26 protein-coding genes are annotated in these 22,649 nt (G+C 63.3%); 16 read left to right on the top strand and 10 right to left on the bottom strand.

Translation table 11 applies throughout. From position 1 onward, the window contains the following. Positions 1–5: 5 nt before the first annotated feature. The gene (locus ACFC3J_RS04275; protein WP_375194999.1) at positions 6–743 is read left to right on the top strand and encodes a YgfZ/GcvT domain-containing protein; all 738 of its coding nucleotides are present in this window, start codon (positions 6–8) and stop codon (positions 741–743) included. Continuing rightward, the gene (locus ACFC3J_RS04280; RefSeq protein ID WP_375194962.1) at positions 740–1,486 is read left to right on the top strand and encodes a glutaminyl-peptide cyclotransferase; all 747 of its coding nucleotides are present in this window, start codon (positions 740–742) and stop codon (positions 1,484–1,486) included. Before ACFC3J_RS04275 ends, ACFC3J_RS04280 begins: the two co-directional genes overlap by 4 nt. A gap of 12 nt (positions 1,487–1,498) precedes the next feature. Here the strand turns inward: ACFC3J_RS04280 and ACFC3J_RS04285 are convergent, their stop codons facing one another. Continuing rightward, positions 1,499–1,804, bottom strand: coding sequence for a plasmid stabilization protein (locus tag ACFC3J_RS04285; RefSeq protein WP_375194963.1), 306 nt, complete (start codon positions 1,802–1,804; stop codon positions 1,499–1,501). A 125-nt stretch (positions 1,805–1,929) separates the two neighbouring features. Between ACFC3J_RS04285 and ACFC3J_RS04290 the strand changes: the two genes are divergently transcribed. The 5 genes from ACFC3J_RS04290 (at position 1,930) to ACFC3J_RS04310 (ending at position 5,329) form a co-directional block, all read left to right on the top strand. Continuing rightward, entirely contained in the window at positions 1,930–2,262 is a 333-nt protein-coding gene (locus ACFC3J_RS04290) for a hypothetical protein (RefSeq protein WP_375194964.1), read from the top strand. Next, positions 2,259–2,516 (top strand): hypothetical protein, encoded by a 258-nt coding sequence (locus tag ACFC3J_RS04295; RefSeq protein WP_375194965.1) that lies wholly within the window; start codon positions 2,259–2,261, stop codon positions 2,514–2,516. Before ACFC3J_RS04290 ends, ACFC3J_RS04295 begins: the two co-directional genes overlap by 4 nt. Before the next feature lie 86 nt (positions 2,517–2,602). After that, on the top strand, positions 2,603–3,532 hold the full coding sequence (locus ACFC3J_RS04300; protein WP_375194966.1) for a DUF808 domain-containing protein: 930 nt from the start codon (positions 2,603–2,605) through the stop codon (positions 3,530–3,532). Next, entirely contained in the window at positions 3,532–4,908 is a 1,377-nt protein-coding gene (locus ACFC3J_RS04305) for an MATE family efflux transporter (protein ID WP_375194967.1), read from the top strand. Before ACFC3J_RS04300 ends, ACFC3J_RS04305 begins: the two co-directional genes overlap by 1 nt. A 100-nt stretch (positions 4,909–5,008) precedes the next feature. Beyond that, positions 5,009–5,329, top strand: coding sequence for a hypothetical protein (locus ACFC3J_RS04310; RefSeq protein ID WP_375194968.1), 321 nt, complete (start codon positions 5,009–5,011; stop codon positions 5,327–5,329). Between the two features lie 60 nt (positions 5,330–5,389). Here the strand turns inward: ACFC3J_RS04310 and ACFC3J_RS04315 are convergent, their stop codons facing one another. The 4 genes from ACFC3J_RS04315 to ACFC3J_RS04330 form a co-directional block, all read right to left on the bottom strand. Then, positions 5,390–6,160 (bottom strand): ABC transporter permease, encoded by a 771-nt coding sequence (locus ACFC3J_RS04315; RefSeq protein WP_375194969.1) that lies wholly within the window; start codon positions 6,158–6,160, stop codon positions 5,390–5,392. Continuing rightward, complete coding sequence (locus ACFC3J_RS04320; protein ID WP_375194970.1) at positions 6,157–7,089, bottom strand: ABC transporter ATP-binding protein; 933 nt, start codon at positions 7,087–7,089, stop codon at positions 6,157–6,159. Before ACFC3J_RS04320 ends, ACFC3J_RS04315 begins: the two co-directional genes overlap by 4 nt. Positions 7,090–7,157: 68 nt before the next feature. Further along, positions 7,158–7,787: a class I SAM-dependent methyltransferase gene (locus tag ACFC3J_RS04325; protein ID WP_375194971.1), complete on the bottom strand. Its 630-nt coding sequence runs from the start codon at positions 7,785–7,787 to the stop codon at positions 7,158–7,160. Positions 7,788–7,892: 105 nt separating this feature from the next. Further along, the gene (locus ACFC3J_RS04330) at positions 7,893–8,771 is read right to left on the bottom strand and encodes a LysR family transcriptional regulator (protein WP_375194972.1); all 879 of its coding nucleotides are present in this window, start codon (positions 8,769–8,771) and stop codon (positions 7,893–7,895) included. Between the two features lie 113 nt (positions 8,772–8,884). On the opposite strand from ACFC3J_RS04330, the gene ACFC3J_RS04335 reads away from it, so the two are divergent. Genes ACFC3J_RS04335 through mmsB form a run of 3 tightly spaced genes read left to right on the top strand, consistent with a single transcriptional unit; the run spans position 8,885 to position 12,012 of the window. Next, positions 8,885–10,027 carry an acyl-CoA dehydrogenase family protein gene (locus ACFC3J_RS04335; RefSeq protein WP_375194973.1) on the top strand — a complete coding sequence of 381 codons (1,143 nt, stop codon included), beginning with the start codon at positions 8,885–8,887 and terminating at the stop codon, positions 10,025–10,027. 16 nt (positions 10,028–10,043) lie between these two features. Beyond that, positions 10,044–11,102, top strand: a complete 1,059-nt coding sequence (locus ACFC3J_RS04340; protein ID WP_375194974.1) for an enoyl-CoA hydratase/isomerase family protein — start codon at positions 10,044–10,046, stop codon at positions 11,100–11,102. Positions 11,103–11,127: 25 nt separating this feature from the next. Continuing rightward, positions 11,128–12,012: a 3-hydroxyisobutyrate dehydrogenase gene (gene mmsB / locus ACFC3J_RS04345; RefSeq protein WP_375194975.1), complete on the top strand. Its 885-nt coding sequence runs from the start codon at positions 11,128–11,130 to the stop codon at positions 12,010–12,012. A gap of 58 nt (positions 12,013–12,070) precedes the next feature. Here the strand turns inward: mmsB and ACFC3J_RS04350 are convergent, their stop codons facing one another. The 4 genes from ACFC3J_RS04350 to ACFC3J_RS04365 all read right to left on the bottom strand — a co-directional run bounded on the left by ACFC3J_RS04350 (position 12,071) and on the right by ACFC3J_RS04365 (position 14,557). Beyond that, positions 12,071–12,847 carry an enoyl-CoA hydratase-related protein gene (locus ACFC3J_RS04350; protein ID WP_375195000.1) on the bottom strand — a complete coding sequence of 259 codons (777 nt, stop codon included), beginning with the start codon at positions 12,845–12,847 and terminating at the stop codon, positions 12,071–12,073. Positions 12,848–12,954: 107 nt separating this feature from the next. Continuing rightward, positions 12,955–13,794, bottom strand: a complete 840-nt coding sequence (locus tag ACFC3J_RS04355; protein WP_375194976.1) for an SDR family oxidoreductase — start codon at positions 13,792–13,794, stop codon at positions 12,955–12,957. Continuing rightward, positions 13,791–14,399, bottom strand: a complete 609-nt coding sequence (gene folE / locus ACFC3J_RS04360) for a GTP cyclohydrolase I FolE (RefSeq protein WP_375194977.1) — start codon at positions 14,397–14,399, stop codon at positions 13,791–13,793. The genes ACFC3J_RS04355 and folE overlap by 4 nt, the downstream gene beginning before the upstream one ends. 8 nt (positions 14,400–14,407) lie before the next feature. Continuing rightward, positions 14,408–14,557: a hypothetical protein gene (locus tag ACFC3J_RS04365; RefSeq protein ID WP_375194978.1), complete on the bottom strand. Its 150-nt coding sequence runs from the start codon at positions 14,555–14,557 to the stop codon at positions 14,408–14,410. Between ACFC3J_RS04365 and ACFC3J_RS04370 the strand changes: the two genes are divergently transcribed. Then, complete coding sequence (locus ACFC3J_RS04370) at positions 14,556–15,146, top strand: nucleotidyltransferase family protein (protein WP_375194979.1); 591 nt, start codon at positions 14,556–14,558, stop codon at positions 15,144–15,146. The genes ACFC3J_RS04365 and ACFC3J_RS04370 overlap by 2 nt on opposite strands. 13 nt (positions 15,147–15,159) lie before the next feature. Here ACFC3J_RS04370 and ACFC3J_RS04375 read toward each other — a convergent pair whose 3' ends face one another. Further along, positions 15,160–16,821, bottom strand: a complete 1,662-nt coding sequence (locus ACFC3J_RS04375; RefSeq protein ID WP_375194980.1) for an MFS transporter — start codon at positions 16,819–16,821, stop codon at positions 15,160–15,162. Between the two features lie 213 nt (positions 16,822–17,034). On the opposite strand from ACFC3J_RS04375, the gene ACFC3J_RS04380 reads away from it, so the two are divergent. From ACFC3J_RS04380 to pgl, 5 genes are all read left to right on the top strand, one after another. Then, positions 17,035–18,243 carry an acetyl-CoA C-acetyltransferase gene (locus ACFC3J_RS04380; protein WP_375194981.1) on the top strand — a complete coding sequence of 403 codons (1,209 nt, stop codon included), beginning with the start codon at positions 17,035–17,037 and terminating at the stop codon, positions 18,241–18,243. A 20-nt stretch (positions 18,244–18,263) separates the two neighbouring features. Then, the gene (locus ACFC3J_RS04385; RefSeq protein ID WP_375194982.1) at positions 18,264–20,441 is read left to right on the top strand and encodes a 3-hydroxyacyl-CoA dehydrogenase NAD-binding domain-containing protein; all 2,178 of its coding nucleotides are present in this window, start codon (positions 18,264–18,266) and stop codon (positions 20,439–20,441) included. Positions 20,442–20,508: 67 nt separating this feature from the next. Beyond that, positions 20,509–21,513 carry a UDP-glucose 4-epimerase GalE gene (galE, locus tag ACFC3J_RS04390; protein WP_375194983.1) on the top strand — a complete coding sequence of 335 codons (1,005 nt, stop codon included), beginning with the start codon at positions 20,509–20,511 and terminating at the stop codon, positions 21,511–21,513. Next, positions 21,510–21,983: a YbaK/EbsC family protein gene (locus ACFC3J_RS04395; protein WP_375194984.1), complete on the top strand. Its 474-nt coding sequence runs from the start codon at positions 21,510–21,512 to the stop codon at positions 21,981–21,983. The genes galE and ACFC3J_RS04395 overlap by 4 nt, the downstream gene beginning before the upstream one ends. 5 nt (positions 21,984–21,988) lie before the next feature. Continuing rightward, positions 21,989–22,649: 6-phosphogluconolactonase (pgl, locus tag ACFC3J_RS04400; RefSeq protein WP_375194985.1), on the top strand; the 661-nt coding region annotated here is incomplete at its 3' end.

Below are 22,649 nucleotides of genomic sequence, written 5' to 3' on the forward strand. Positions count from 1 at the left end.
AGCCGATGACCGGCACCACCCTCAGCGACCGCGCCCTGATCAGAATTTCCGGCGAAGAAGCGAAACCCTTTCTCCAAGGCCTGCTGACGCGCGATGTGCTGGGGTTGAAATTCGACGCACCGCGCTGGACGGCGATGCTGACGCCACAGGGCAAGGCGCTGTTCGATTTCATCCTCTGGGCAGATGGCGAAGATGTGCTGATCGATTGCGAAGCGGCGCAGGTCGACGCCCTGATGAAGCGGCTGACGCTCTATCGGCTTCGGCGCAAGGTCGTGATCGGGCGGGAAGACGTCCTGGCTGTGCATTGGGCGCTGGAGGCGGAGGGCAAACCGTTCGATCCCCGGCTGAACGCGCTGGGGCATCGCTGGATTGCGGAACCGGACGGCGGCGATGCATCGGCTGCCTTTCGCGCGCACCGGCTGGCGCTGGGCGTGTTCGTGGGCGTGGGCGAGTTGGGGCAGGACCAGATTCTGTGGCTGGAAACCAATGCCGAGGAACTGCATGGCGTCGATTATGACAAGGGCTGCTATGTCGGGCAGGAAAATACCGCCCGGATGCATTATCGGAACAAGGTGAACCGGCGGCTGGTGGCCGTTCCGCTGGCGGAGGCCGATGACAAGCGTCAGAAGGCCGCCCTGCCCGACCTTGGCCTGTCGATCGAGTTGCGGCGTGTCGACGATATGGACCCTGCGATCCTGCCCGGCTGGCTTGCCAGCGCCATGGCGGAGCAAGCGGCAGAATGAACCCCGTTTTTGGAGCGCTGCTGGGCGCGCTTCTGCTGGCGGCCCCGGCTCAGGCGGAGACCCGCTGGACGCTCGTTAAAAGCTATCCTCACGATCCGGGCGCCTTCACCGAAGGCCTCTTCTTTCATGACGGCGCCTTTTACGAAAGCACGGGCCTGGAGGGCCAGTCTGAAATCCGCAAGGTCGATCCCAGAACCGGCAAAGTATTGAGCCGGAGAGTTCTGCCCCGCCCCTATTTTGGCGAGGGCATCGTCAACTGGAAGGACCGGCTGATCAGCCTCACATGGCGGCATCGGCAAGGCTTTATCTGGAAACTCAATGATTTATCCCCGGTTTCCGATTTTCGTTATGAGGGCGAAGGCTGGGGGCTGACGCAGGACGGCCGAAACCTCATCATGAGTGACGGCACGGCTCAACTGCGTTTTCTCGACCCGGAAAAGCTGACTGAAATACAGCGCATCACCGTTACGTGGAATGGCCGTCCCGTCGAACGGCTCAATGAACTCGAATATGTTAAAGGCGAGATATGGGCGAACATCTGGTATGACGACCATATCGCGCGAATCGATCCCCATACCGGCGCCGTGATCGACTGGCTGGACATTTCTCCGCTCGTTCGGGCCAGCGGCGCAAGTGACAGCGAAGCGGTGGCCAATGGCATCGCCTATGACGCAAAGTCCAACCGGCTGTTCGTGACCGGCAAGAATTGGGCGAAGCTGTTCGAGATCAGGCTGGAGAATTAGGGCTTTCGAGCTTCATCCATGCGCTTTCCTGCGCCGGGTTTCCCAGCCCTTCCTGGCAGCGGCCGATCGATCAGCCGCCGACCGTTTGGCTGAGGCAGCCCCACCTTTTCTGCCGCCCGTGCGTGAGGACACCTGGCTGTCGGGCTTGCCGCGTCCAGAGCCGGATTTGTTGCCGCCGCCCGATTCCTTGTTCACCGTCGCCCAGGCCCGTCGCTCCGCCTCCTTCTGGGAAACGCCGCGATCTTCATAGCCTTCCTCGATATGCTCGGCCTTGCGCTTCTGCTTGTCGGTATAGCCGCTCTTGTCGCCTCTGGGCATGATCGTCTCTCCATCTGGCCCGCCGTTCCTCCGCCTTTAACGACCCAGCGCGCATTCCCGTTCACATCGCTCCACTGCCGTTACGAATTCCGGGAACAGAGGAGGCAGGGCGGCGTTCAGACGTCATGGAGCAGCGCACGCTTATCGAACGGCTGGCCCGTCATCTGGCTGCTGGTGACCCCGATCGCTGGCAGACGAAGGTGGAAGATGCGGCCAGCCTGCTCGCCCTCATGAAAAGTCCCGACGAAGCGATGGTCGATGCAGGCGACACACGCATATGGCAGGCCATGATCGACGCCGCTCTGCGTGAACGGTGGTCCGTGGCGCAGGCTCCCCATACGGCCGAACCTCCGGCGGGCACCGACGAAGAAGGCGAAATCGCCCTGCCGCCCGGCAGCGTCAGTGACAATCGGGCGGATTGGGTCCATCTGCATGACCGACAGGAGAAGCCGACATGAAGGGGTTTTTGAAACTCGCCTTGCTGACCGGACTGGGGGCTGCGGCCTGGAAGGGCTGGAAGGAATGGCAGCTCAGGGCAAAGGAGGTCAGGTGGCCCCCTGCCAAGGCGCTCGGGACAAGTTCCGGGCCGGTCCGCGATGCGGGACCGGCGGAGCAGCATATCGACGCCCGGGACTGGGACCTGATCGACGAGCAGATCGACGAATCCTTCCCCGCCAGCGACCCGCCGGGCAATTATCGCGGCCTTCACTGATCGGCGTAGAGCATTGCCCCTGTCCGGTCCGACCATTATGAGGCGGCTTCGGGCGCCATTCCGGCGCTGACAGGGGAATAATATCAATGCCTTCGGGTCTGATTGCGCTGCTGGACGACGTAGCGGGAATTGCCAAGCTCACCGCCAGTTCACTGGATGACGTCGCCGCCGCCGCGGGCAAGGCAGGATCGAAGGCGGCCGGGGTCGTGATCGACGATACCGCCGTCACGCCGCGTTATGTCATGGGCCTGACGCCGGATCGCGAACTGCCGATCATCTGGAAGATCGCCAAGGGATCGCTGCGCAACAAGCTGTTTTTCCTGTTGCCCGCCGCGCTCGCGTTGAGCGCCTTTGCCCCATGGCTGCTGCCGCCTCTGTTGATGCTGGGAGGCGCTTTCCTTTGTTTCGAGGCTGTGGAAAAGCTGCTGGAAGCCGTGCAGGGCGGCCATGATCTGGCCGAAGAGGCGCTGACCACGCATAGTTCGAAGGAACTGGAGGACCAGAAGGTTTCCGGCGCCATCCGAACGGATTTCATACTGTCTGGCGAGATCATGGCAATTGCGCTGGACACAGTGGCGAGCGAGCCGATCTGGGAACAGGCGATCATTCTGGCGGTCGTCGCGATTCTGATCACCGCGGGCGTCTATGGCGTGGTGGGCTTCATCGTGAAAATGGACGATATCGGCCTGCACCTTGCCGAACGGCGTTCCGTTGGCGCCCGGTCGCTGGGACGCGCCATGGTGAAGGCCATGCCGGTTCTGATGACGATATTGGGCGTGGTCGGCACGGCGGCGATGCTCTGGGTCGGTGGCGGGCTGATCGTCCATGGACTGCATGAATTTCATTGGGAGACCATCCCCGGCACGATCCATCGGGTGGCCGAAGGTGCCGCCCATGGCCTCCCCACCGTCGCGCCCGTCGCGGAATGGGTGGTGAACGCCATCGGGGCGGGAATCGTGGGTCTGGCCGTGGGCGCGGCCGTTGTTGCGGTGCTGCACCTCTTCAAAAAGCATTGATGGCGTCGCCATGGCGCATTGAGGCCGGGGCGCTGACGGCGCTCGCGCTGCCGATGATCGCGGGCAACATCGCCTGGGCGGGCATTGCGGCGACCGATCTGCTGTTGCTGGGACGGCTGGGGGCCGGGGCGGTGGCATCGGGGGCTCTGGCGATCAATCTGTTCAACGCCTTCCTGATCTTCGGCATGGGTCTGGTCACGGCCGCAGCCCCGCTGATCGCCAGCGAGCGCGGGCGGCGTCGCCATTCTGTCCGCGACGTCAGACGTACCGTCCATCAGACCCTGCGCGCGGCGGCACTGTTCGTGCTGCCCGCTTGGGCGCTGTTATGGGAATGCGAGGCCCTGTTGCGCGCCATGGGGCAGGAACCGGACCTTGCGCATCAAGCTGGCCTGTTGATGCGCGGACTGCAGTGGGCCTTGCTGCCCTTTCTGGGCTTCACAACGCTGCGCAATTTCATATCTGCACTGGAGCGGCCGGTTTGGGGCCTTGTCATCATGGTCTGCGCCATTCCCTTCAATGTTTTGGCCGGATGGGCACTGATCTTCGGGCATCTGGGGTTCCCGGCGCTGGGCCTCTTCGGCGCGGGCATCGCGAGCAGCCTTTCCTCCTCCTTCCTGTTCCTGGGCCTGCTGGCCGTCATCCTGATCGACCGGCGCTTCCGGCGCTATCGCCTGCTGGGTCGGTTCTGGACCCGGGATCGGGAACGGCACCGCGCCGTCTGGGCGCTAGGCCTGCCGATCGCGATCACGCTGGGCTTTGAAACGACGGTGTTCAACGCCTCGGCCTTTCTGATGGGGCTGATCGATCGCGACTCGCTGGCGGCGCACGCCGTCGCGATCCAGATCGCCGCGCTGGTCTTCATGGTCCCCATGGGGATCGGCCAGGCCGCGACGGTCCGGGTTGGCCTGGCCTATGGAAGAAGAGACCGGGCGGCGATTGGGCGGGCAGGATGGCTGGCGCTGGCGATCGGAACCGGCTTTGCGCTGATGGCGGCTATGCTTCTTCTTGCCATGCCCCGAACCCTGATCTCAGCCTTTCTCGATCCTGGCGATCCCGCCAATGGGAGAACCGCTTCGCTGGCCATAGGCTTTCTCGGCGTGGCGGCGCTGTTTCAGCTCGTGGATGCCGCGCAGGCGGTCTGCGCGGGCGTTTTGCGCGGCATTCAGGACACGCGCATGCCGATGATCTTTGCCCTTGTCGGCTACTGGATCATCGGCATAGGCGTGGGCGTCATCCTTGCCTTTCCCTTTGGATTGAAGGGTGTTGGCATCTGGCTGGGCCTTGCGAGCGGACTTGGAGCCGTGGCGCTGCTGCTGCTTGTCCGATGGGCAATGAGGGCGAGGCTGGGCCTGCTATCGCACACGCAAAATCTGTGAAGGCATTCGTCCCGGAAATCCGCCAAGTTGCATCATAGTGTGATGGTGCGACGCACAAAGCAATTGAACGATTGCGCCGAATCAGTAATGAAAACCCATTATGACCTCTCCGACCACCATTTTCGAAGCGATCGCGCTCCAGAAATGCCTGATGGCGACCTATAACAAGATGGTCGTGAAGCTGGCGCCGCATATCCTCTATACCCGCCACGACGAAATGTTCATCGACGCCGTTACCATAGAGCGTGAAGGCCGGCCGCCGCGTGAACTGAAGCTGGGCACGTTCAAGCTGGCCGGGCTGAATGAAGTCAGCGTGCTTGACGAGACGTTCGATGCCATGCACGGCCTTTATGACGAAACAGACGACAAATATAAGGGCGTGACCCTGTTCGCCATCGCCCCCGAAAGCGCCGCGGCTTAAACGCCGGACGATCGAGACGTAAAAGGGCGGTTCGATCAGGCCACCCATTTTACGTCGATCCTATTTTTTCAATCGGTAGCCGGTGCGGAACATCCAGCCGATGACGCCAAGGCAGAACGCCAGCATCCCGCCGATAAACAGCAGGCTGTATTCGATTCCCACATCGCCCCGGCCGAAGAAGGTCCAGCGGAAACCCGAGATCAGATAGACGATCGGGTTGAACAGCGTGATCGTTCGCCAGGGCTGGGCCAGCATATGGATCGAATAGAAGGCCCCGCCCAGAAAGGTCATCGGCATGATGATCAGCAGCGGGATCACCTGCAACTGCTCAAAGCTTTGCGCCCAGATGCCCAGGATGAAGCCGAAAAGGCAGAAACTCACAGCGATCAGCATCATGAACGCAACCATCGCCAGCGGATGCGCGACCTGGATATCGACGAACAGGTGGGCAGTGGCCAAGATGATCGATCCGACGATCAGCGACTTGGTCGCCGCTGCGCCGACATAGGCGATGATCGTTTCCGTCGCAGACACCGGCGCGGACAGCAATTCATAGATGGTGCCAGTGAATTTGGGCATATAGATGCCGAAACTGGCGTTGAAGATGCTCTCAGTGAACATCGACATCATGATGAGGCCCGGTACGATGAAGGCCGCATAGGGGATGCCGTCAATCTGCGTCATACGCGATCCGATGGCTCCGCCAAACACCACAAAATAAAGCGATGTCGTGATGACCGGCACCAGCAGCCCGGTCAGCAGCGTGCGACGGAAGCGGTGCAGTTCGAATTTGTAGATCGACCAGATGGCGCGATGGTTGAAACCGCTCATGCCGCTTTCTCCTGGTGGACGAGGCTCACGAAAATATCCTCCAGGCTGCTCTGTTCGGTATTGAGGTCCTTGTAGCCGATGCCCAGGTCGCCCAACCGGCGCAACAACGAGGAAACGCCAGTGCGTTCGGCCTGAGTGTCAAACACATATTCAATCTCGTGGCCATCGCTTTTCAGCGTCACATGCCACTCAGCCAGTTCCGGAGGCAGGGCGGACAGGGCATCGGACAGCGAAACCGTGAGCGTCTTCTTGCCCAGCTTCTTCATGAGCGCGGTCTTTTCCTCGACCAGCACCAGCTCACCCCTGTTGATCACGCCGACACGATCGGCCATTTCCTCAGCCTCTTCGATATAATGAGTGGTGAGAATGATGGTGACGCCAGTCTGGCGCAGTTCGCCGATCAGCTTCCACATGTCGCGGCGCAATTCGACGTCGACCCCCGCCGTCGGCTCGTCGAGGAACAGGACGCGCGGTTCGTGGGACAGCGCCTTGGCGATCATCACGCGGCGCTTCATGCCGCCCGACAGCTCCAAAATCTTGCTGTTGCGCTTGTCCCAGAGCGACAGATCGCGGAGCACTTTTTCGACATAGGCATCGTTGCGCGGCTTTCCAAACAGCCCGCGTGAAAAGCTGACCGTGTCGATCACCCGCTCAAAGGCGTCCGTATAGAGTTCCTGCGGCACCAGCCCGATGGCGGATCGCGAACCGCGATAGTCGCTGACGATGTCATGCCCTGCAACCGTGACGGTGCCGCCGCTCGGCCGGACATTACCGCAGATGATGGAGATCATGGTCGTCTTGCCGGCGCCATTCGGCCCCAGCAGCGCGAAAATTTCACCTTCCTCAATCTCCAGATCGACGCCTTTAAGCGCCTGAAAACCCGAAGCATAGCTTTTGGTCAGGCCGGAAACGCTGATGATGGATGCCATGCGCGGCAATGCCCCCTTCTTGCTGAGCGGCAAAGATAGGACGCCGCGACCCCGAAGCAAGCAGCGGTCTATTCGCCCCTGCGGAAAAAGCGGAAAACCGTGGCCGGGGGGAAGTTGCGGACGGTCTGCCCGACGCGCACGACGTCCAGGTCGAGCGCGTCGAGAATTTCGCGATTGACCGGCGGACGCATCGAGTAGGTGAACTGGATGAAGCCGGCGCCAGGCCGTAGCATGCGAAAGCTCTCTGACAGGATATCGGCGTGCATCTGACGATCCATAGCCAGCAGCGGCAGACCGCTGATGACCGCCTGATACTCGCCGGACTGTCCGGCGGCCGCCGTGGACACGATCTGGGCTGGAGTTTCAAGGACAGACACATGGGGGAAGTGCCGTCGCAGGCCGCGGGCGAAGGCGGGGTTGATCTCAACCACTTCCAGTTTTTCCGGCGGCAGGCCCGTTCCCAATATGGCCCGCGTAAAAACCCCGGTCCCTCCGCCCAACTCGATCACGCGACCATCATCGGGGTTGATATGCTCGACCATCAGTCGCGCAAGATAACGGCTGCTGGGCACCACTGATGCGGTCTGCCGCGGCTTCTTCACCCACGCAGCCAGAAAATCCAGATACTCGGTAGCCCGGGTGCGGAACTCGCTGTTGGGCAGGGCGACCGCCCGGCTGCGCTTGGGCTTATGCTGCATGAGCGAACTGCGACCATAGGCTTGTCATGACGACTCCCTTAGCGGGCTGGAAAGGCGCCGTCGATTGGCTTTAACAGCGTTTCCAGGTCCTTTTGCCGCGCCAGGTCAGCATTTCAGGGTTTCGATACGCTCCTGCAACCATGCAGCAACGGCAGCGATCCGTGGCAGTTTCTTGAGGTCGCCATGAGTGACCAGCCAGAAACTGCGGGTGATCTCTACCGCCTCGCCGATCACCGGCACCAGCGCGGGATCAGATCGGGCAATGAAGTCCGGCAGCACGCCGACACCCGCCCCCTCCGCAATCATGCGATGCTGCATGTTGATGCTGGTTGCCCGCAGGCTGGCCTCCAGCCCGGCCTCTACCTCATCCAGATAGTCAAGTTCGGGCGAAAAGATGAATTCGGGGACATAGCCGACCAGCACATGGTTGCTGAGATCGGCGGGCCGCTGCGGCGTCCCCGCCCCAGCCAGATAATCCGGGGAGGCATAGAGATGCAGCCGATAATCGCCCATCCGGCGGACCGATAGCCTTCCCCGCTGCGGCCGGGCCAGCATAACGGCCATATCCGCTTCCCGCTTCGACGGATTGAGAAAACCCGAAGCGGTAATCAGATCCAGCCTGATGCCCGGATGACGGCGGCTGAAATCGGCGAGACCCGGCGCCAGCACCCACGTCCCAAAACCCTCCGCTACCGAAAGCCGTACCTGACCGCTCAGATGATGTTCCTGGCCGGTCGCGTCTTCCATTGCGGCCAGAGCAGCGCTTTCAACGCTCTCGGCATGGCGCAGCAGGGCTTGCCCGCGCACGGTAAGCGTCCGCTCCCCTGCCCCCAACTCAAACAATTCCAGCCCCAGATTACGTTCAAGCCGGGCTATCCGGCGGGCAATGGTGGTCGCGTCGATCCCCAGAGCGCGGGCAGCCGGCGCCATCCTGCGCGTCCGCGCCACTGCCAGAAACACCCTGAGATCGTCCCAATCGAACATCCGCCGCCCGCCAAAACTGCAAAATCGCTGGGACGATATGCATATCTGCGTTGTTGCGTGCAATTCCGCATCTTATCTACAGACAGTTTCAAAGTGCATGTCAGGGAGAGCTTGTGAGCCAGTTCGATCTCACCGAGGACCAGTTGGCCATTCAGGACATGGCGCGCCGGTTCACCGCCGACGCCATTACGCCCCATGCGGCGGAGTGGGATGAAAAGCATATCTTCCCCCGCGACACGATCCGCGCGGCCGCGGAGCTGGGCTTCGGCAGCATTTACGTGTCGGAAGAGGCTGGCGGGATCGGGCTGGGCCGATTGGAAGCGGCGCTCATCATGGAGGCCATGGCCTATGGCTGCCCATCCACCAGCGCTTTCATCTCCATTCACAATATGGCCGCCTGGATGATCGACCGATTCGGAGCCCCGGCGGTGAAGGCCAAATATCTGCCTTTCATGGTTCCGATGGAGCGAATCGGCAGCTATTGCCTTACCGAGGCAGGCTCCGGGTCGGACGCGGCCGCGCTCAAGACCAGAGCGGTCAGGGACGGCGATCATTATGTCGTCACCGGCTCCAAACAGTTTATTTCGGGCGGCGGCGAGAATGAGATTTACGTCGTCATGGTCCGCACCGGCGAGGAAGGCCCCAAGGGCATCAGTTGCCTCGTCATCGAAAAGGACATGCCCGGCGTCAGCTTCGGCGCGCCGGAGCGCAAGCTGGGCTGGCATTCGCAGCCCACCGCGCAGGTCAATTTCGACGGCGTCCGCGTGCCCGTGGAAAATCTGGTCGGCGGGGAAGGCGAAGGTTTCCGCATCGCGATGATGGGCCTGGACGGCGGACGGCTCAACATCGGCGCCTGTTCCCTCGGGGGCGCGCAGCGCTGCATCGATGAGGCCGTCAGTTACACCAGGGACCGCAGGCAGTTCGGGCAGGCCATCGCCGAATTCCAGAATACGCAGTTCATGCTGGCCGACATGCAGACCGAACTGGAGGCGGCGCGAACCCTGCTCTATGCGGCCGCCGTCAAGGTGACGGAAAATGCGCCCGACAAGACGCGTTTCGCCGCCATGGCCAAGCGCTTTGCGACCGATACCGGATCGTCGGTGGTCGACCGGGCGCTGCAACTGCATGGCGGCTATGGCTATCTGATGGACTATCCGATCGAGCGCTTCTGGCGCGACCTTCGCGTCCATTCGATTTTGGAAGGCACCAATCAGGTGATGCGCATGATCGTCGCCCGCGACATGCTGCGGCAGTGAGCGCCGGGGGACGGATATGAATGATGAGGTTCTGATTTCGGTCGAAAATGGCGTTGGCCGCATCCGGCTGAACCGGCCGAAGGCGATTCACGCGCTGACCACGGGCATGTGCAGCGCCATCATCGACGCGCTGCTGGCATGGCGGACGGATGAAAGCGTGATTGCGGTGATGCTCGACCATGCCGAGGGCCGCGGCTTTTGCGCAGGCGGCGACATTGCGATGATCGCCAACAGCGCAAAGGGGGATTGTTCGGAGGCGGAGCAATTCTTCCATACCGAATATCGGATGAACCATCTGCTGTTCGTCTATGAAAAGCCGATCCTTGCCTTCTTGGACGGCATCGTCATGGGCGGCGGCGTCGGAATCTCCGATCCCGCCCGCTATCGGGTCGCCACGGAACGCACCCTCTATGCCATGCCGGAAACGGGCATCGGCCTGTTCCCGGACGTCGGCGGCGGCTGGTTCCTGCCGCGCATGCCGGGACGCACGGGGGCCTGGCTCGCCACCACCGGGGCACGGATCAAGGGCGCGGATTGCGCCGCGATCGGCATCGCCACCCACTATATGGCGTCGGACAAGCTGGAAGCGGTGAAAGCGCGGATCATCGCCGATCCCTATGGCGTGGGCGAGATACTGGATGAGATGGCCGACACGCCGCCTCCATCCGGGTGGGAGACACACCGGGAGCAGATCGACCGGCTGTTCGCGTCGGATATCTATGAGGAGATTCTGGCCGCGCTGAAGGCGGACGGATCGGATTGGGCGCAGGCGCAACTCGCCACGCTGGCCGCCAAATCGCCGCAGACGATCAAGGTCGCCCTGCGCCAGATGGTGGAAGGCGCGGCCTTTACCGACTTCGCCGACAATATGCGCAACGAATATCGCATCGGCTATCATGTCATTCGGCGGCCCGATTTCGTCGAAGGCGTGCGGGCCGTGATCTTCGACAAGGATAATGCGCCGCAATGGAATCCGGCGCGACCGGAGGATGTGTCTGACGAACTGATAAACAGCCTGTTCGCGCCGCTGCCTGCAGACAAGGAATGGACCCCGCTGCCCCAGTTGCGCGGCTGAGATCGATCGAGAGGAGTGCCCTGAGATGAGCCAGACCATCGCCTTTGTCGGCCTTGGCAACATGGGCGGCGGCATGGCCGCCAACCTGCTGAAAAACGGCTTTGCCGTGCGCGCCTTCGATCTGTCCGAAGAGGCGCTGGCCAGGGCGGAACAGGCAGGAGCGAAGCGTTGCTCCAGCGCGGCGGAAGCGGCGACGGGCGCCGATGCGGTCGTCACCATGCTGCCCGCGGGCAAGCATGTCGAAAGCGTCTATACCGGCGAGGTATTCGGGGCGGCCAAAGACGGCGCCCTGTTTATCGACTGTTCGACCATCGATGTCGCCACCGCGCGCAGGGTGGAGGACGCGGCCGCAGCGAAGGGTTTCGAAATGGTCGACGCGCCGGTCTCTGGCGGCATCGCGGCGGCCAATGGCGGCACACTGACCTTCATGGTCGGCGGCTCCGATCAGGCCTTCGGTCGGGCCAGATCGATCCTGTCCGCCATGGGCAAGGCGGTGATCCATGCCGGCGGCGCCGGCAATGGGCAGGCGGCGAAGATCTGCAACAACATGCTGCTGGGCGCGACCATGGTGGCGACCTGCGAAACCTTTGCGATGGCCAAGAAGCTCGGTCTCGACCCGCAGACCTTCTACGATATTTCCAGTGTGTCCTCGGGTCAGAGCTGGTCGATGACCAGCTATTGCCCGGTGCCGGGCGTCGGCCCGCAAAGCCCCTCCGACACTGGCTATCAGGGCGGTTTCGCGGTCGGGCTGATGCTCAAGGATCTGAAGCTGGCGAGCGAGGCGGCGGCCTCCGTGGGCGCCAGCGTGCCGATGGGCAACACGGCGGAATCGCTCTATCAGTTGCTTGCCAATCGGGGCGAAGCGGGACGGGATTTCTCGCTGATGATCGAGATGCTGGAGGGCAAATAAAGCCCGTCCAACCTTGGGGATGATGGGGCGGAAATTTCTCCGCCCCTCGCCTAATGGATCAGCGCCCTTTCCAGACGCCGGGGCGCTTTTCGACGAAGGCGGTCATGCCTTCCACCTTATCCTCGGTCGCCGTGAGGATCTGGAACAGACGGCGTTCGGTCAGGATGCCCTGCGCCAGCCCGGTCTCAAAGGCCAGATTGACCATCTCCTTGTTCACCATCGCAGCCATGGGCGGCATCCCCGCGATGGTAGCCGCCGTCTTCAGCGCATCATCGAGCAGGTCCGCCGCGGGCACGATCCGGGCGACCAGACCAGCGCTCTCGGCCTCCTCTGCGCCCATCATCCGGCCGGTCAGGCACATTTCCATCGCCTTCGCCTTGCCCACGGCGCGGGTCAGCCGCTGCGATCCACCCATGCCGGGCGCCACGCCCAACTTGATCTCGGGCTGCCCGAATTTCGCCGTGTCGGCGGCCAGAATGAAGTCCGCCATCATCGCCAGTTCGCACCCGCCACCCAGCGCAAAGCCTGCGACCGCTGCGATCCACGGCTTGCGCGTGGCCACCACATTGGTCTGCCAGCCGGAAAAGAAATCCTGAAGGAAAAAGTCGGCAGCTTCCTTCTCCACCATTTCCTTGATGTCGGCGCCTGCGGCAAAGGCCTTTTCGCTGCCGGTCAGCACCAGACAGCGTTGCGAGGGATCGGCATCATAAGCGGCAAAGGCTGCGCTCAGATCCTCCAGCACCTGACCATTGAGCGCGTTGAGCGCCTGCGGACGGTTGAGCGTCACCAGCGTCACCGCCTCGCGCTGTTCCACCAGGATCGTTTCATAAGCCATAGCCATATCCCTTCCTCTGACGGCCGTGTCTGAACGGCCCTTTGCGGTTCGCTCTATGCAGGGCGAACGCCCTTGACCAGCCCCTGAAAATCGCAGCTTTGCAGCCGCTATCGGCACAGATGCATGAAATCCCGCTCATAGCTGCGCAGATGCGCGCCGCCGTCGACATAGACGGTCTGTCCGGTCACCGCGCTCGCGCTGGCGAGGAACAGCACCGCTTCCGCAATCTGCTCCGCTTGCGGCAGGCGCGCCAACGGCATCATATTGGAGAGCCGCCCCATCTGAGCGTCATCATAATCGGCCGTGGCGATGGTCAGTCCCGGCGCTACGGCATTGACCCGCACCTGCGGCGCCAATGTGGATGCCGACAGCCGCGTCAGGCCCGCCAGCGCCATTTTCGACAGGGTATAAGCCAGCTGATCGTCATGCGGATGATCGATGCGCTGGTCCAGTATGTTGATGATGCACCGATCCCCCGTCCCCGCCGGAACCGTCGCAAAGGCCTTGGTCAGCAGGGCGGGTGCAACGCAGTTGACGGCATAGTGCCGCATCAGGTCCTCCGCCGTCACGCTGGCGAGCCGGTCCTGACCGAAGATCGCCGCGCTGTTGACGAGAATGTCGGGCGGGCGGCCAAAGCGTTCCGCCACCAGCGCGATCAGTTCCTCCGCGCCCTCCGGATCCGTAAAGTCGACCGTAAAGCCATCCCATTCGGTCGCATGCTCCTCCAGCGTCAGCGCCAGATGGGAATCGAGCCGCGTGTCATGGCTGCCGTGAATCGCCAGCGAATAGCCCGCAGCCGCAAAGGCGGCGGATATGATGCCGCCCAGCCGCCGGTGGCCGCCCGTGACCAGTGCCAGACGCTTTTGCGCCAGCGGCAGCGCGCCGGACGCTTTTTGGGTCCTCGCCCCGCCGAGGGGGCGATAGGTGGGCAATTCTTCTCCGCTCACGAGCCGATCAGCTTCAGCACTTCTTCCCGGCTTTTTTCGTCTTCCCGGAAGATGCCCAACATGCGGCTGGTCTTCATGACGACATTGGGAGTGCGCACGCCGCGGCCCGTCATGCAACCATGAGTCGCTTCGATCACGACGGCGACGCCCTGCGGCTTCAGATGCTCCCAGATGCAGTTGGCGACTTCGGACGTCAGCCGCTCCTGCACCTGAAGACGGTGGGCGAAGGCATGCAGCACGCGCGCCAGCTTCGATATGCCGACGACATATTGGCCGGGCAGATAGGCGATATGCGCAACGCCCACGATCGGCGCCATATGATGTTCGCAATGCGACTGAAACGGAATGTCCTTGAGCAGAACTATGTCGTCATAGCCGCCAACCTCATGAAAGATACGCGAGAGGTGATAGGCCGGATCATCCCCATAACCCCGGCAATATTCCTTCCACGCGCGCGCCACGCGCTCGGGCGTTTCGAGCAGGCCTTCCCGCTCAGGCGTGTCGCCTGACCAGCGGATCAGGGTGCGAATCGCCTCGGACACATCCTTGGGCACCGGGATCTTGAGCGCTTCGCCGGCCGCCTCGGCATCGGGGTCATATTCCATGGGAGGCATCACTCCTTTTTCTGCTTGTCGCGCATATGGCGGCTCAGCCGCCTGAACGCCAGCCCCTTCGCCATGCTGGACAGAAGATCGGCCCGATGGCACATATCCGGAAAACCGGGTTCAGCCGGGTCGCAACCATCATATAAAACGGAACCCATGCGGACCGAACATATCGCCGCCGTCCTTCTTGCCGCGGGCAGTTCTTCCCGTTTCGGCGAACAGGACAAGTTGATGGCAGAATTGCGCGGAAAGCCGCTGGCCGTCCATGCGCTGGAAACCATCGCGTCCATGATCTTTGCCGAGCTGGTGGCCGTCGTCCGGCCATTCGAGCAGGCGCCGGTTCTGCATCGCAAGCTCGAACGACGCGGATATAGCGTTTTGGTCAATGACCGGCCGGAAGACGGTATTTCCGGCAGCATCGTCCGCGCGGTCGAACATGTCATGCCGATCCGCAAGTGCCGGGGCATATTGATCTGCCTCGCCGACATGCCCGACGTGCCGCAGACGCATTATAACCGCATCTGCCTGGCTGCGGAGGATATCCGTTCGGTGGTGGCCAGCACGGATGGCTTTTCCGCCTCTCCCCCGGCCTTTATCGGGCGCAGGCATTTCCCCGAACTGCTTGCCCTGGGCGGCGATCAGGGCGCCCGCGCGTTGCTGAGCCATGGTGTGCAGATCGAGACCATGGGCGCCTGCCTGCGCGACATCGACTTGCCGGAAGATTTGCTGGACCGGCGCCCCGGATAGGTGTTCGGCTGGCCTAGCTGGACCGTGTCGGATCGGTCATCGGATCACCCATCTCGCGCGGATCGGCGGAGCGGGAGAGCGGCAGGGATCCGGTCTGCCGTTCCAGCATGCGATGAACGACCGGCGGATTGGGACCACCATGCAGCGCATGAATGGCCTCGCTGTTAGCCATGTCGGCGACCGTCCGGCGGCTGTTGTGACGGACATAGTCCAGCCAGGTAGAGACATGATAGCGTTCCACCCATAATTCCGGATCGCCCAGATCGCGCAGCAGCGACCAGCCATGGGCGCCGTCGCGGCGGCGTATGCGGCGGCGCTCGCTCATGGCGGTAAGGAAGGGCACGACCGATCCCGCCGGGATGCGATATTCGATGGTGACGACGACGGGGCCGCTGCGGGGTTCGATCGGCACCGCAGTATGAGGTTCCTGCCACAAATTCTGAAGGTCGAGATTTTCGTCCCCTGCCTGCGCGAGCGGACGCACATAGCCGATCAGCGCCGACACGAATTGGGCGGCAGCAGCGATATATAGAGCGACGACAACGCCATGGTCTTCCGCCACGGTGCCAAAGAGCCAGGCGCCTCCGGCCATGCCGCCGAAGGTGATCATCTGATACAGCGCGACCGCCCGTGCCACCACCCAGCGCGGCGCCGACATCTGCACCGACACGTTGAAGGTCGAAAGCACGATCACCCAGCCCGCCCCTGCCATCAGCAGGCCGATCAGCGCCACGGCGAGCCAGTCGCTGACAGCCATCAGCAGGGTTCCGGCAGCGAGGGACATGGCAGCAAAACGGACGATCGTTTCGATCGGAAAACGCTGCCGCAATTTACCCGTCGAGAGAGCACCCAACACGGCGCCGATGCCGAAGGCGCCGCTGAGCGCGCCGAAGGTCAGCGCGCCCCCCGCCAAGATATCGCGCGCCACCAGCGGCATCATCGCCGACACCGCACTTGCCCCGATGCCGAAGGCCGCACTGCGCAGCAGGACCAACTGGATTTTTGGCGACATGGTCACATATCGCACCCCGGCCAGCATCGCGACGCCCATCCGCTCACGCGGCAGTAGTTGCGGGGGAAGCTCCGGACGCCAGCGCGCCAGCACGGCCACGAGCCCGATATAGCTGACGGCATTGACCAGAAAAGCCGCGGCAGCCCCGGCAGCGGCGACGATGATGCCGCCCAGGGCGGGACCAAGGCTGCGGGCCATGTTGAAGCCCATGCTGTTCAGCGAGACAGCATTGGGCAGGGAGGCGCGCGGCACCATGTCGCCGACCGATGCCTGCCAGGCCGGGCCGTTGATGGCGGTCGCGCAGCCCACCAGGAAAGTGAAGCCAAGCAAGGTCCAGGGCGTCACCCATCCCATCCAGGCGAAGAAGGCCAGCAATGCCGAAACGATGAGCATGAAGAGCTGGCTGAGAAGCATTACCAGCCGCCGGTCCGCATTGTCCGCGACCGCCCCCGCCCAGAGCGAGAGCAGCATGATCGGCAGGGTCGTTGCCGCCGGGACCAGTGCGATCATCTGGGGCGAGGCCGAAAGCGAAGTCATCATCCACTGGGCGCCGACCGACTGGATCAGCCCGCCGAAGTTCGAGGCCAGACTGGCCCACCAGATCGCGCGGAAAATCGGAATCGACAGGGGCGACGGCGGTGGAGGAGACTCTGAATCAGACACTAAACGCCATGAAGCCCAATTGGAGCCGAGGGTCAAATCACCGAATCGGAAAATGGTGCGATTGCGCGAATGAAGGGGCGAATTGAAGCCGGTCGGGAAGATGACGTTACGGTCGGGCAGGCCCGTCGATTGGGGCTTGCACTTTACGTAAACGTAAATACATTTGCGAGCAACATCCGGCGCTCGCATGCGGCGGGCCAGAGAGGAACAGCCATGGAAGCCTATATTTACGACGCCGTCAGGACCCCCCGTGGCCGGGGCAAGGCCGACGGATCGCTCCACGAGATCACGCCCATCCAGCTGGCGACACAGGTGCTGGAGGCAGTGCGCGACCGCACGCAGATCGACACCGCAGATGTCGACGACGTGATACTCGGCTGCGTCAGCCCGGTCGGGGAGCAAGGCGCGGATATCGCGCGCGTCGCGGTGCTGAACGCCGATTATGCGCAGACCGTGCCGGGCGTGCAGGTCAACCGCTTCTGCGCTTCGGGACTGGAGGCAGTGAACATGGCGGCGGCCAAGGTCTATTCGGGCGAAGCTGGCCTCGCCATCGGCGGGGGCGTCGAATCGATGAGCCGCGTGCCGATGGCATCGGACGGCGGCGCCTGGGCGATGGACCCGGCGGTCGCCTACAAGACCTATTTCGCGCCGCAGGGCATCGGCGCCGACGTGATCGCGACCAAATTCGGCATCAGCCGCGACGATGCCGACGCCTATGCCGTCGAAAGCCAGCGCCGCGCCAAGGCCGCATGGGACGAAAAGCGCTTTGCGAAGTCGATCGTGCCGGTGAAGGATGTTATCGGCCAGGTCGTCCTCGACCATGACGAGCATATGCGGCCCGACGCGACGATGCAGTCGCTGGCCGCGCTGAAACCGAGTTTCGCTGCGCTGGGCGAAGAGATGCCGGGCTTCGATACCGTCGCCCTCCTCCGCTATCCGGAGCTGGAGCGGGTCAACCATATCCACCATGCGGGCAACAGCAGCGGCATTGTCGATGGCGCCGCAGCGGTGCTGGTCGGCAACAGGGAGATGGGCGAGAAATATGGCCTCACCCCCCGCGCCCGCATCAGGGCCATGGCCTCCATCGGGTCGGAGCCGCTGATCATGCTGACCGGGCCGGAGTTCGTCGCGGGCAAGCTGCTCGATCGCGCCGGCATGAGCAAGTCCGACATCGACCTGTGGGAACTGAACGAAGCCTTTGCCAGCGTGGTGCTGCGCTACATGCAGGCGATGGACCTCGACCATGGCAGGATCAACGTCAATGGCGGCGCGATCGCCATGGGCCACCCTCTGGGCGCGACGGGTGCAATGGTGCTGGGCACGGCGCTGGACGAGCTGGAACGCAGCGGCAAAGGCACCGCGCTCATCAACCTGTGCGTTGGCGCGGGCATGGGCACCGGCATCATCATAGAGCGCGTTTGAGCGGAGAAGGAGAGAACATCATGAACACGATCCGCTTCGACATCGACGCCGACGGCATCGCCACGCTGACCATCGACGTGCCCGGCCAGTCGATGAACGTCATCGGCCCGGACTTTCTGGCCGATCTGGACGCCGCGATCACGCGCATTGCGTCCGAGGAGGCCATCAAGGGCGCGGTCATCGCCTCAGGCAAGGACAGCGGCTTCATGGCGGGCATGGACCTTAAATATTTCGGGTCGATGCTCGCCGGCGGACCGGGCGAGCGCCCTGCCCCGGCCGCCATCTTCGATCAGGTCTTCGCGCTGAACCAGCTGTTCCGCCGCCTGGAAACCTGCGGCAAGCCGGTCGCCTGCGCGATCGAGGGCACCTGCGTCGGCGGGGGCTTCGAACTGGCGCTGGCCTGCCATCGCCGCTTCGTGGGCGACAGTCCCAAGACCCAGCTGGGCCTGCCCGAAATCCTGATCGGCCTGTTCCCCGGCGGCGGCGGGTCGCAGCGGCTGCCGCGCATCATGGGCGTGCAGGCGTCGCTCATGTACATGTTGCAGGGTAAGCTGTTCCGCCCGGCCGAAGCCGCGATGCTGAAGGTCGTGGACAGCCAGGTGCCGCAGGGCACAGCTCTCAACGCCGCCCGCGAATGGGTGAAGGCCAATCCCGATGCCAATGCCCAGCCCTGGGACGTCAAGGGTTACAAGGTGCCGGGCGGCGCGGGCGGTTTCAACCCCGCCTTCGTCCAGACCATGGCCGGCGCCCTGCCGATGACTCTGAAACAGACGCAGCGGAACATGAACGCGCCCATCGCCCTGCTGTCGGCCGTCTATGAGGGCATCACTTTGCCCATGGACCGGGCCATCCGGATCGAGAGCAAATATTTCGCCAGGGTCGCCGCCGATCCGCAGGCGAGCAACATGATCCGCAGCCTGTTCGTCAACAAGCAGGCGGCCGAGCGCGGCGCGCGGCGGCCCAAGGACCAGCCCAGGGCGCCGACGAAGAAGCTGGCCATGCTGGGCGCGGGCATGATGGGCGCAGGCATCGCCACCGTGGCCGCGCAGGCGGGCATGGAGGTGGTGCTGTTCGACCGCGATCAGGCCTATGCCGAAAAGGGCAAGGGCCATGTCGAGGAGGTGCTGAAGAAGCGGCTTGGGCGCGGCATGACTCCGGAGAAGATGGCGGAAACGCTTGGCAGAGTGACGCCGACCACCGACTATGCCGCGCTCGCCGGGGCGGACTTCGTGATCGAGGCGGTGTTCGAGGACGTCGCCATCAAGGCTGAAGTCACCAAGAAGGTCGAGGAAGTGCTGGGCGCGGATACGATCTTCGGGTCCAACACCTCTACCCTGCCGATCACGACACTCGCCAAGGCATGGTCAAAGCCTGAAAATTTCATCGGCATCCACTTCTTCTCCCCGGTCGAGAAGATGCCGCTGGTCGAGATCATCCTTGGCAAGGAAACCGGACCTGCCGCGATCGCCAAGGCGCTGGATTTCGTTGCCCAGATCAGGAAGACGCCGATCGTTGTGCATGACAGCCGCGGATTCTACACCTCGCGCAGCTTCGGCACCTATGTGCAGGAGGGCGTGGAGATGGTCGCGGAGGGCATCAACCCCGCGCTCATCGAAAATGCCGGGCGGCAGCTGGGCATGCCGGTGGGTCCGCTGGCGGTGGGCGACGAAGTGTCCATCGAGCTTGGCCACAAGATCGTCATGGCCGCGAAAAAGGAACTGGGCGACGCCTATGTGGCCCAGCCTTCTGACGAGGTGATGGCGCGAATGGTCGAGCTTGGCCGGCTTGGGCGCAAGAGCGCCAAGGGCTGGTATGACTATCCGGAAGGCGGCAAAAAGCATCTCTGGCCGGGTCTGGAGGAGATGTTCCCTCGCGCCGCCGTGCAACCCGATGTCGAGGAGGTGAAGGAGCGGCTGCTCTATCGCCAGCTGATCGAATGTGCCCGCTGCTTCGAGGAGGGCGTGCTGGAAACGCCGGAGGATGGCGATATCGGCGCGATCTTCGGCTGGGGCTTCGCGCCTTATACCGGCGGGCCGTTCAGCCATATGGACACGGTCGGCATCGGCCATGTCGTGGCGGTGCTGGAGCGACTGGCCGCGCGTCATGGCGATCGCTTCGCCCCGACCGTGCAGTTGCAGGACATGGCGGCCAGCGGCGCAACCTTCTATCACCCCGTTTCGTCTCGCGCCGCAGCATGAATGGGGTGTAAATCGTCGCGCTAGTGGTTTAGGTCTTCCCGGATATCTCCGGGGAGACCTTCTTTTTATGAACGAAAAGCCGACGGTTCTGGTGACGGGCGGGGCCGGTTATATCGGCAGCCATGCCGTATTGGCGCTGCGCGACGCGGGTTATGGCGTCGTCGTGATCGACAATCTGGTGACGGGCTTTCGCTGGGCGGTGCCGCAGGACGTAGCCTTCGTCGAGGGCGACATTTCGGACCAGCCGCTGGTGCAGCAGACCTTGCGCGATCATGGCGTGAAGGCGGTGATGCATTTCGCCGGGTCGGTCGTGGTGCCGGAATCGGTCGAGAATCCGCTGAAATATTATCATAACAACAGCGCCAAGACCCGCGATCTGATCGAGAGCGTCGTGACCGTCGGCGTGCCGCATTTCATCTTTTCCTCGACCGCCGCGACTTATGGCATTCCGGAGGAAAGCCCGGTCAAGGAAACGACGCCGCAGCGCCCGATCAACCCGTACGGCATGTCGAAGCTGATGACGGAATATATGCTCCGCGACGTCAGCGCGGCGCATGCGATGAACTTCTGCGCGCTGCGTTACTTCAACGTGGCAGGGGCCGATCCGGCCGGGCGCACCGGGCAGTCGACGGCGGGCGCGACGCATCTTATCAAGGTCGCGGTCGAAGCCGCTCTGGGCAAACGGAGCCATGTGTCGGTGTTTGGAACCGACTTCGACACCCCCGACGGGACCGGCGTGCGCGACTATATCCATGTCAGCGATCTTGCGGCGGCGCACGTGCTGGCGCTGGAAGCGCTGATGGCCAGGCCGGAGCAGAATTATCTGCTCAACTGCGGCTATGGGCGCGGCTTCTCCGTGCTGGAGGTGCTGGACGCGGTCGACCGGGTGACGAACCTCAAAATCGACCGGCGGCTGGAAGGACGGCGCGCAGGCGATCCGGATTCGCTCATTTCCGATAACCGGGCGATCATGGGTGAGTTTCCGTGGAAGCCGCAACATGCCGATCTCGACCAGATCGTGACCCATGCCCTCGCCTGGGAGCGCAAGCTGACGGACATTCAGGGGCAGTGAGCGAGGAGTCGGTTCGGGCCTTTTTCTCCGCCCATGCGCCCGATGTCGCGATCATCGATCAGGGCGTGAGCACCGCCACCGTCAATGAAGCCGCGCAGGCGCTGGGCGTGGTTCCGGCGCGGATCGCCAAGACGCTGTCCCTGCGGGTCGGGGATGCGGTGGCTCTGGTGGTCGCAAGGGGCGATGCGCGGCTGCATAACGGCAAGGCCAAGGCTGCGCTGGGCGCCAAGCCGCGCATGTTGGGGCTGGAGGAGGTGGAAGGCCTGACCGGGCATCCGGTGGGCGGCGTCTGCCCCTTTGGATTGGCCTCTCCCCTGCCCGTTTATTGCGATATAAGCCTGCAGACCTTCGACACCGTATTTCCGGCTGCCGGTTCGCGGACGACGTCGGTGGAACTGACCCCGGCGCGGCTGGCGGAGCTTACCGCTGCGCAGTGGATCGATATCTGCACCCTTCCTGAAGAGAATTGAACGATATGCCTACTGAACATCTTTTCGTCGACGGCGCTCTGGCGGCGGCCGACATGGCGCGGCGGATTGCCGTCATTCTGGGCGACGCGATCGCCTCTCGCGGCGTGGCGGCGATCGCGCTGTCCGGCGGGCGGTCGCCCAAGCCGGTGCTGGAGGCGTTGTCCGGGGTGGCGCTCGACTGGGAGAAGGTCATCGTGACGCTGGTCGATGAGCGGTGGGTGGCGCCCGATCATGCGGACAGCAATGAGCGGCTGATCCGGGAAAATCTGCTCAAGGGTCAGGCAGCGAAGGCGCGATTCGTGCCGATGAAGAATGACGCGGCGGACGCCTATGCCGGTCAGGCGGCGTGCGAGGCGGCCTTTGCGGCGCTACCATGGCCGCTCGACATCGTGCTGCTGGGCATGGGCGAGGATGGGCACACCGCTTCGCTGTTCCCGGAGGCGAAGGAACTGGCGGAAGGGCTGTCCACCGGCGCGCTGACTTTGGCGGTCACGCCGCCCGCCGCGCCGCATCAGCGCATGTCGCTGAGCGCCAAAGGCATCCTCGGCAGCCGTCATATCTTCCTGCAAATCGGCGGCGCGGCAAAGAAGGCGGTTTATGACAAGGCGCTGGCTGGCGGACCCGTCGAGGAATTGCCGATCCGGGTGGCGCTCTGCCAGCATGAGG

The sequence above is a fragment of the Sphingobium sp. genome, from assembly GCF_041987595.1.
Taxonomy (GTDB): domain Bacteria; phylum Pseudomonadota; class Alphaproteobacteria; order Sphingomonadales; family Sphingomonadaceae; genus Sphingobium.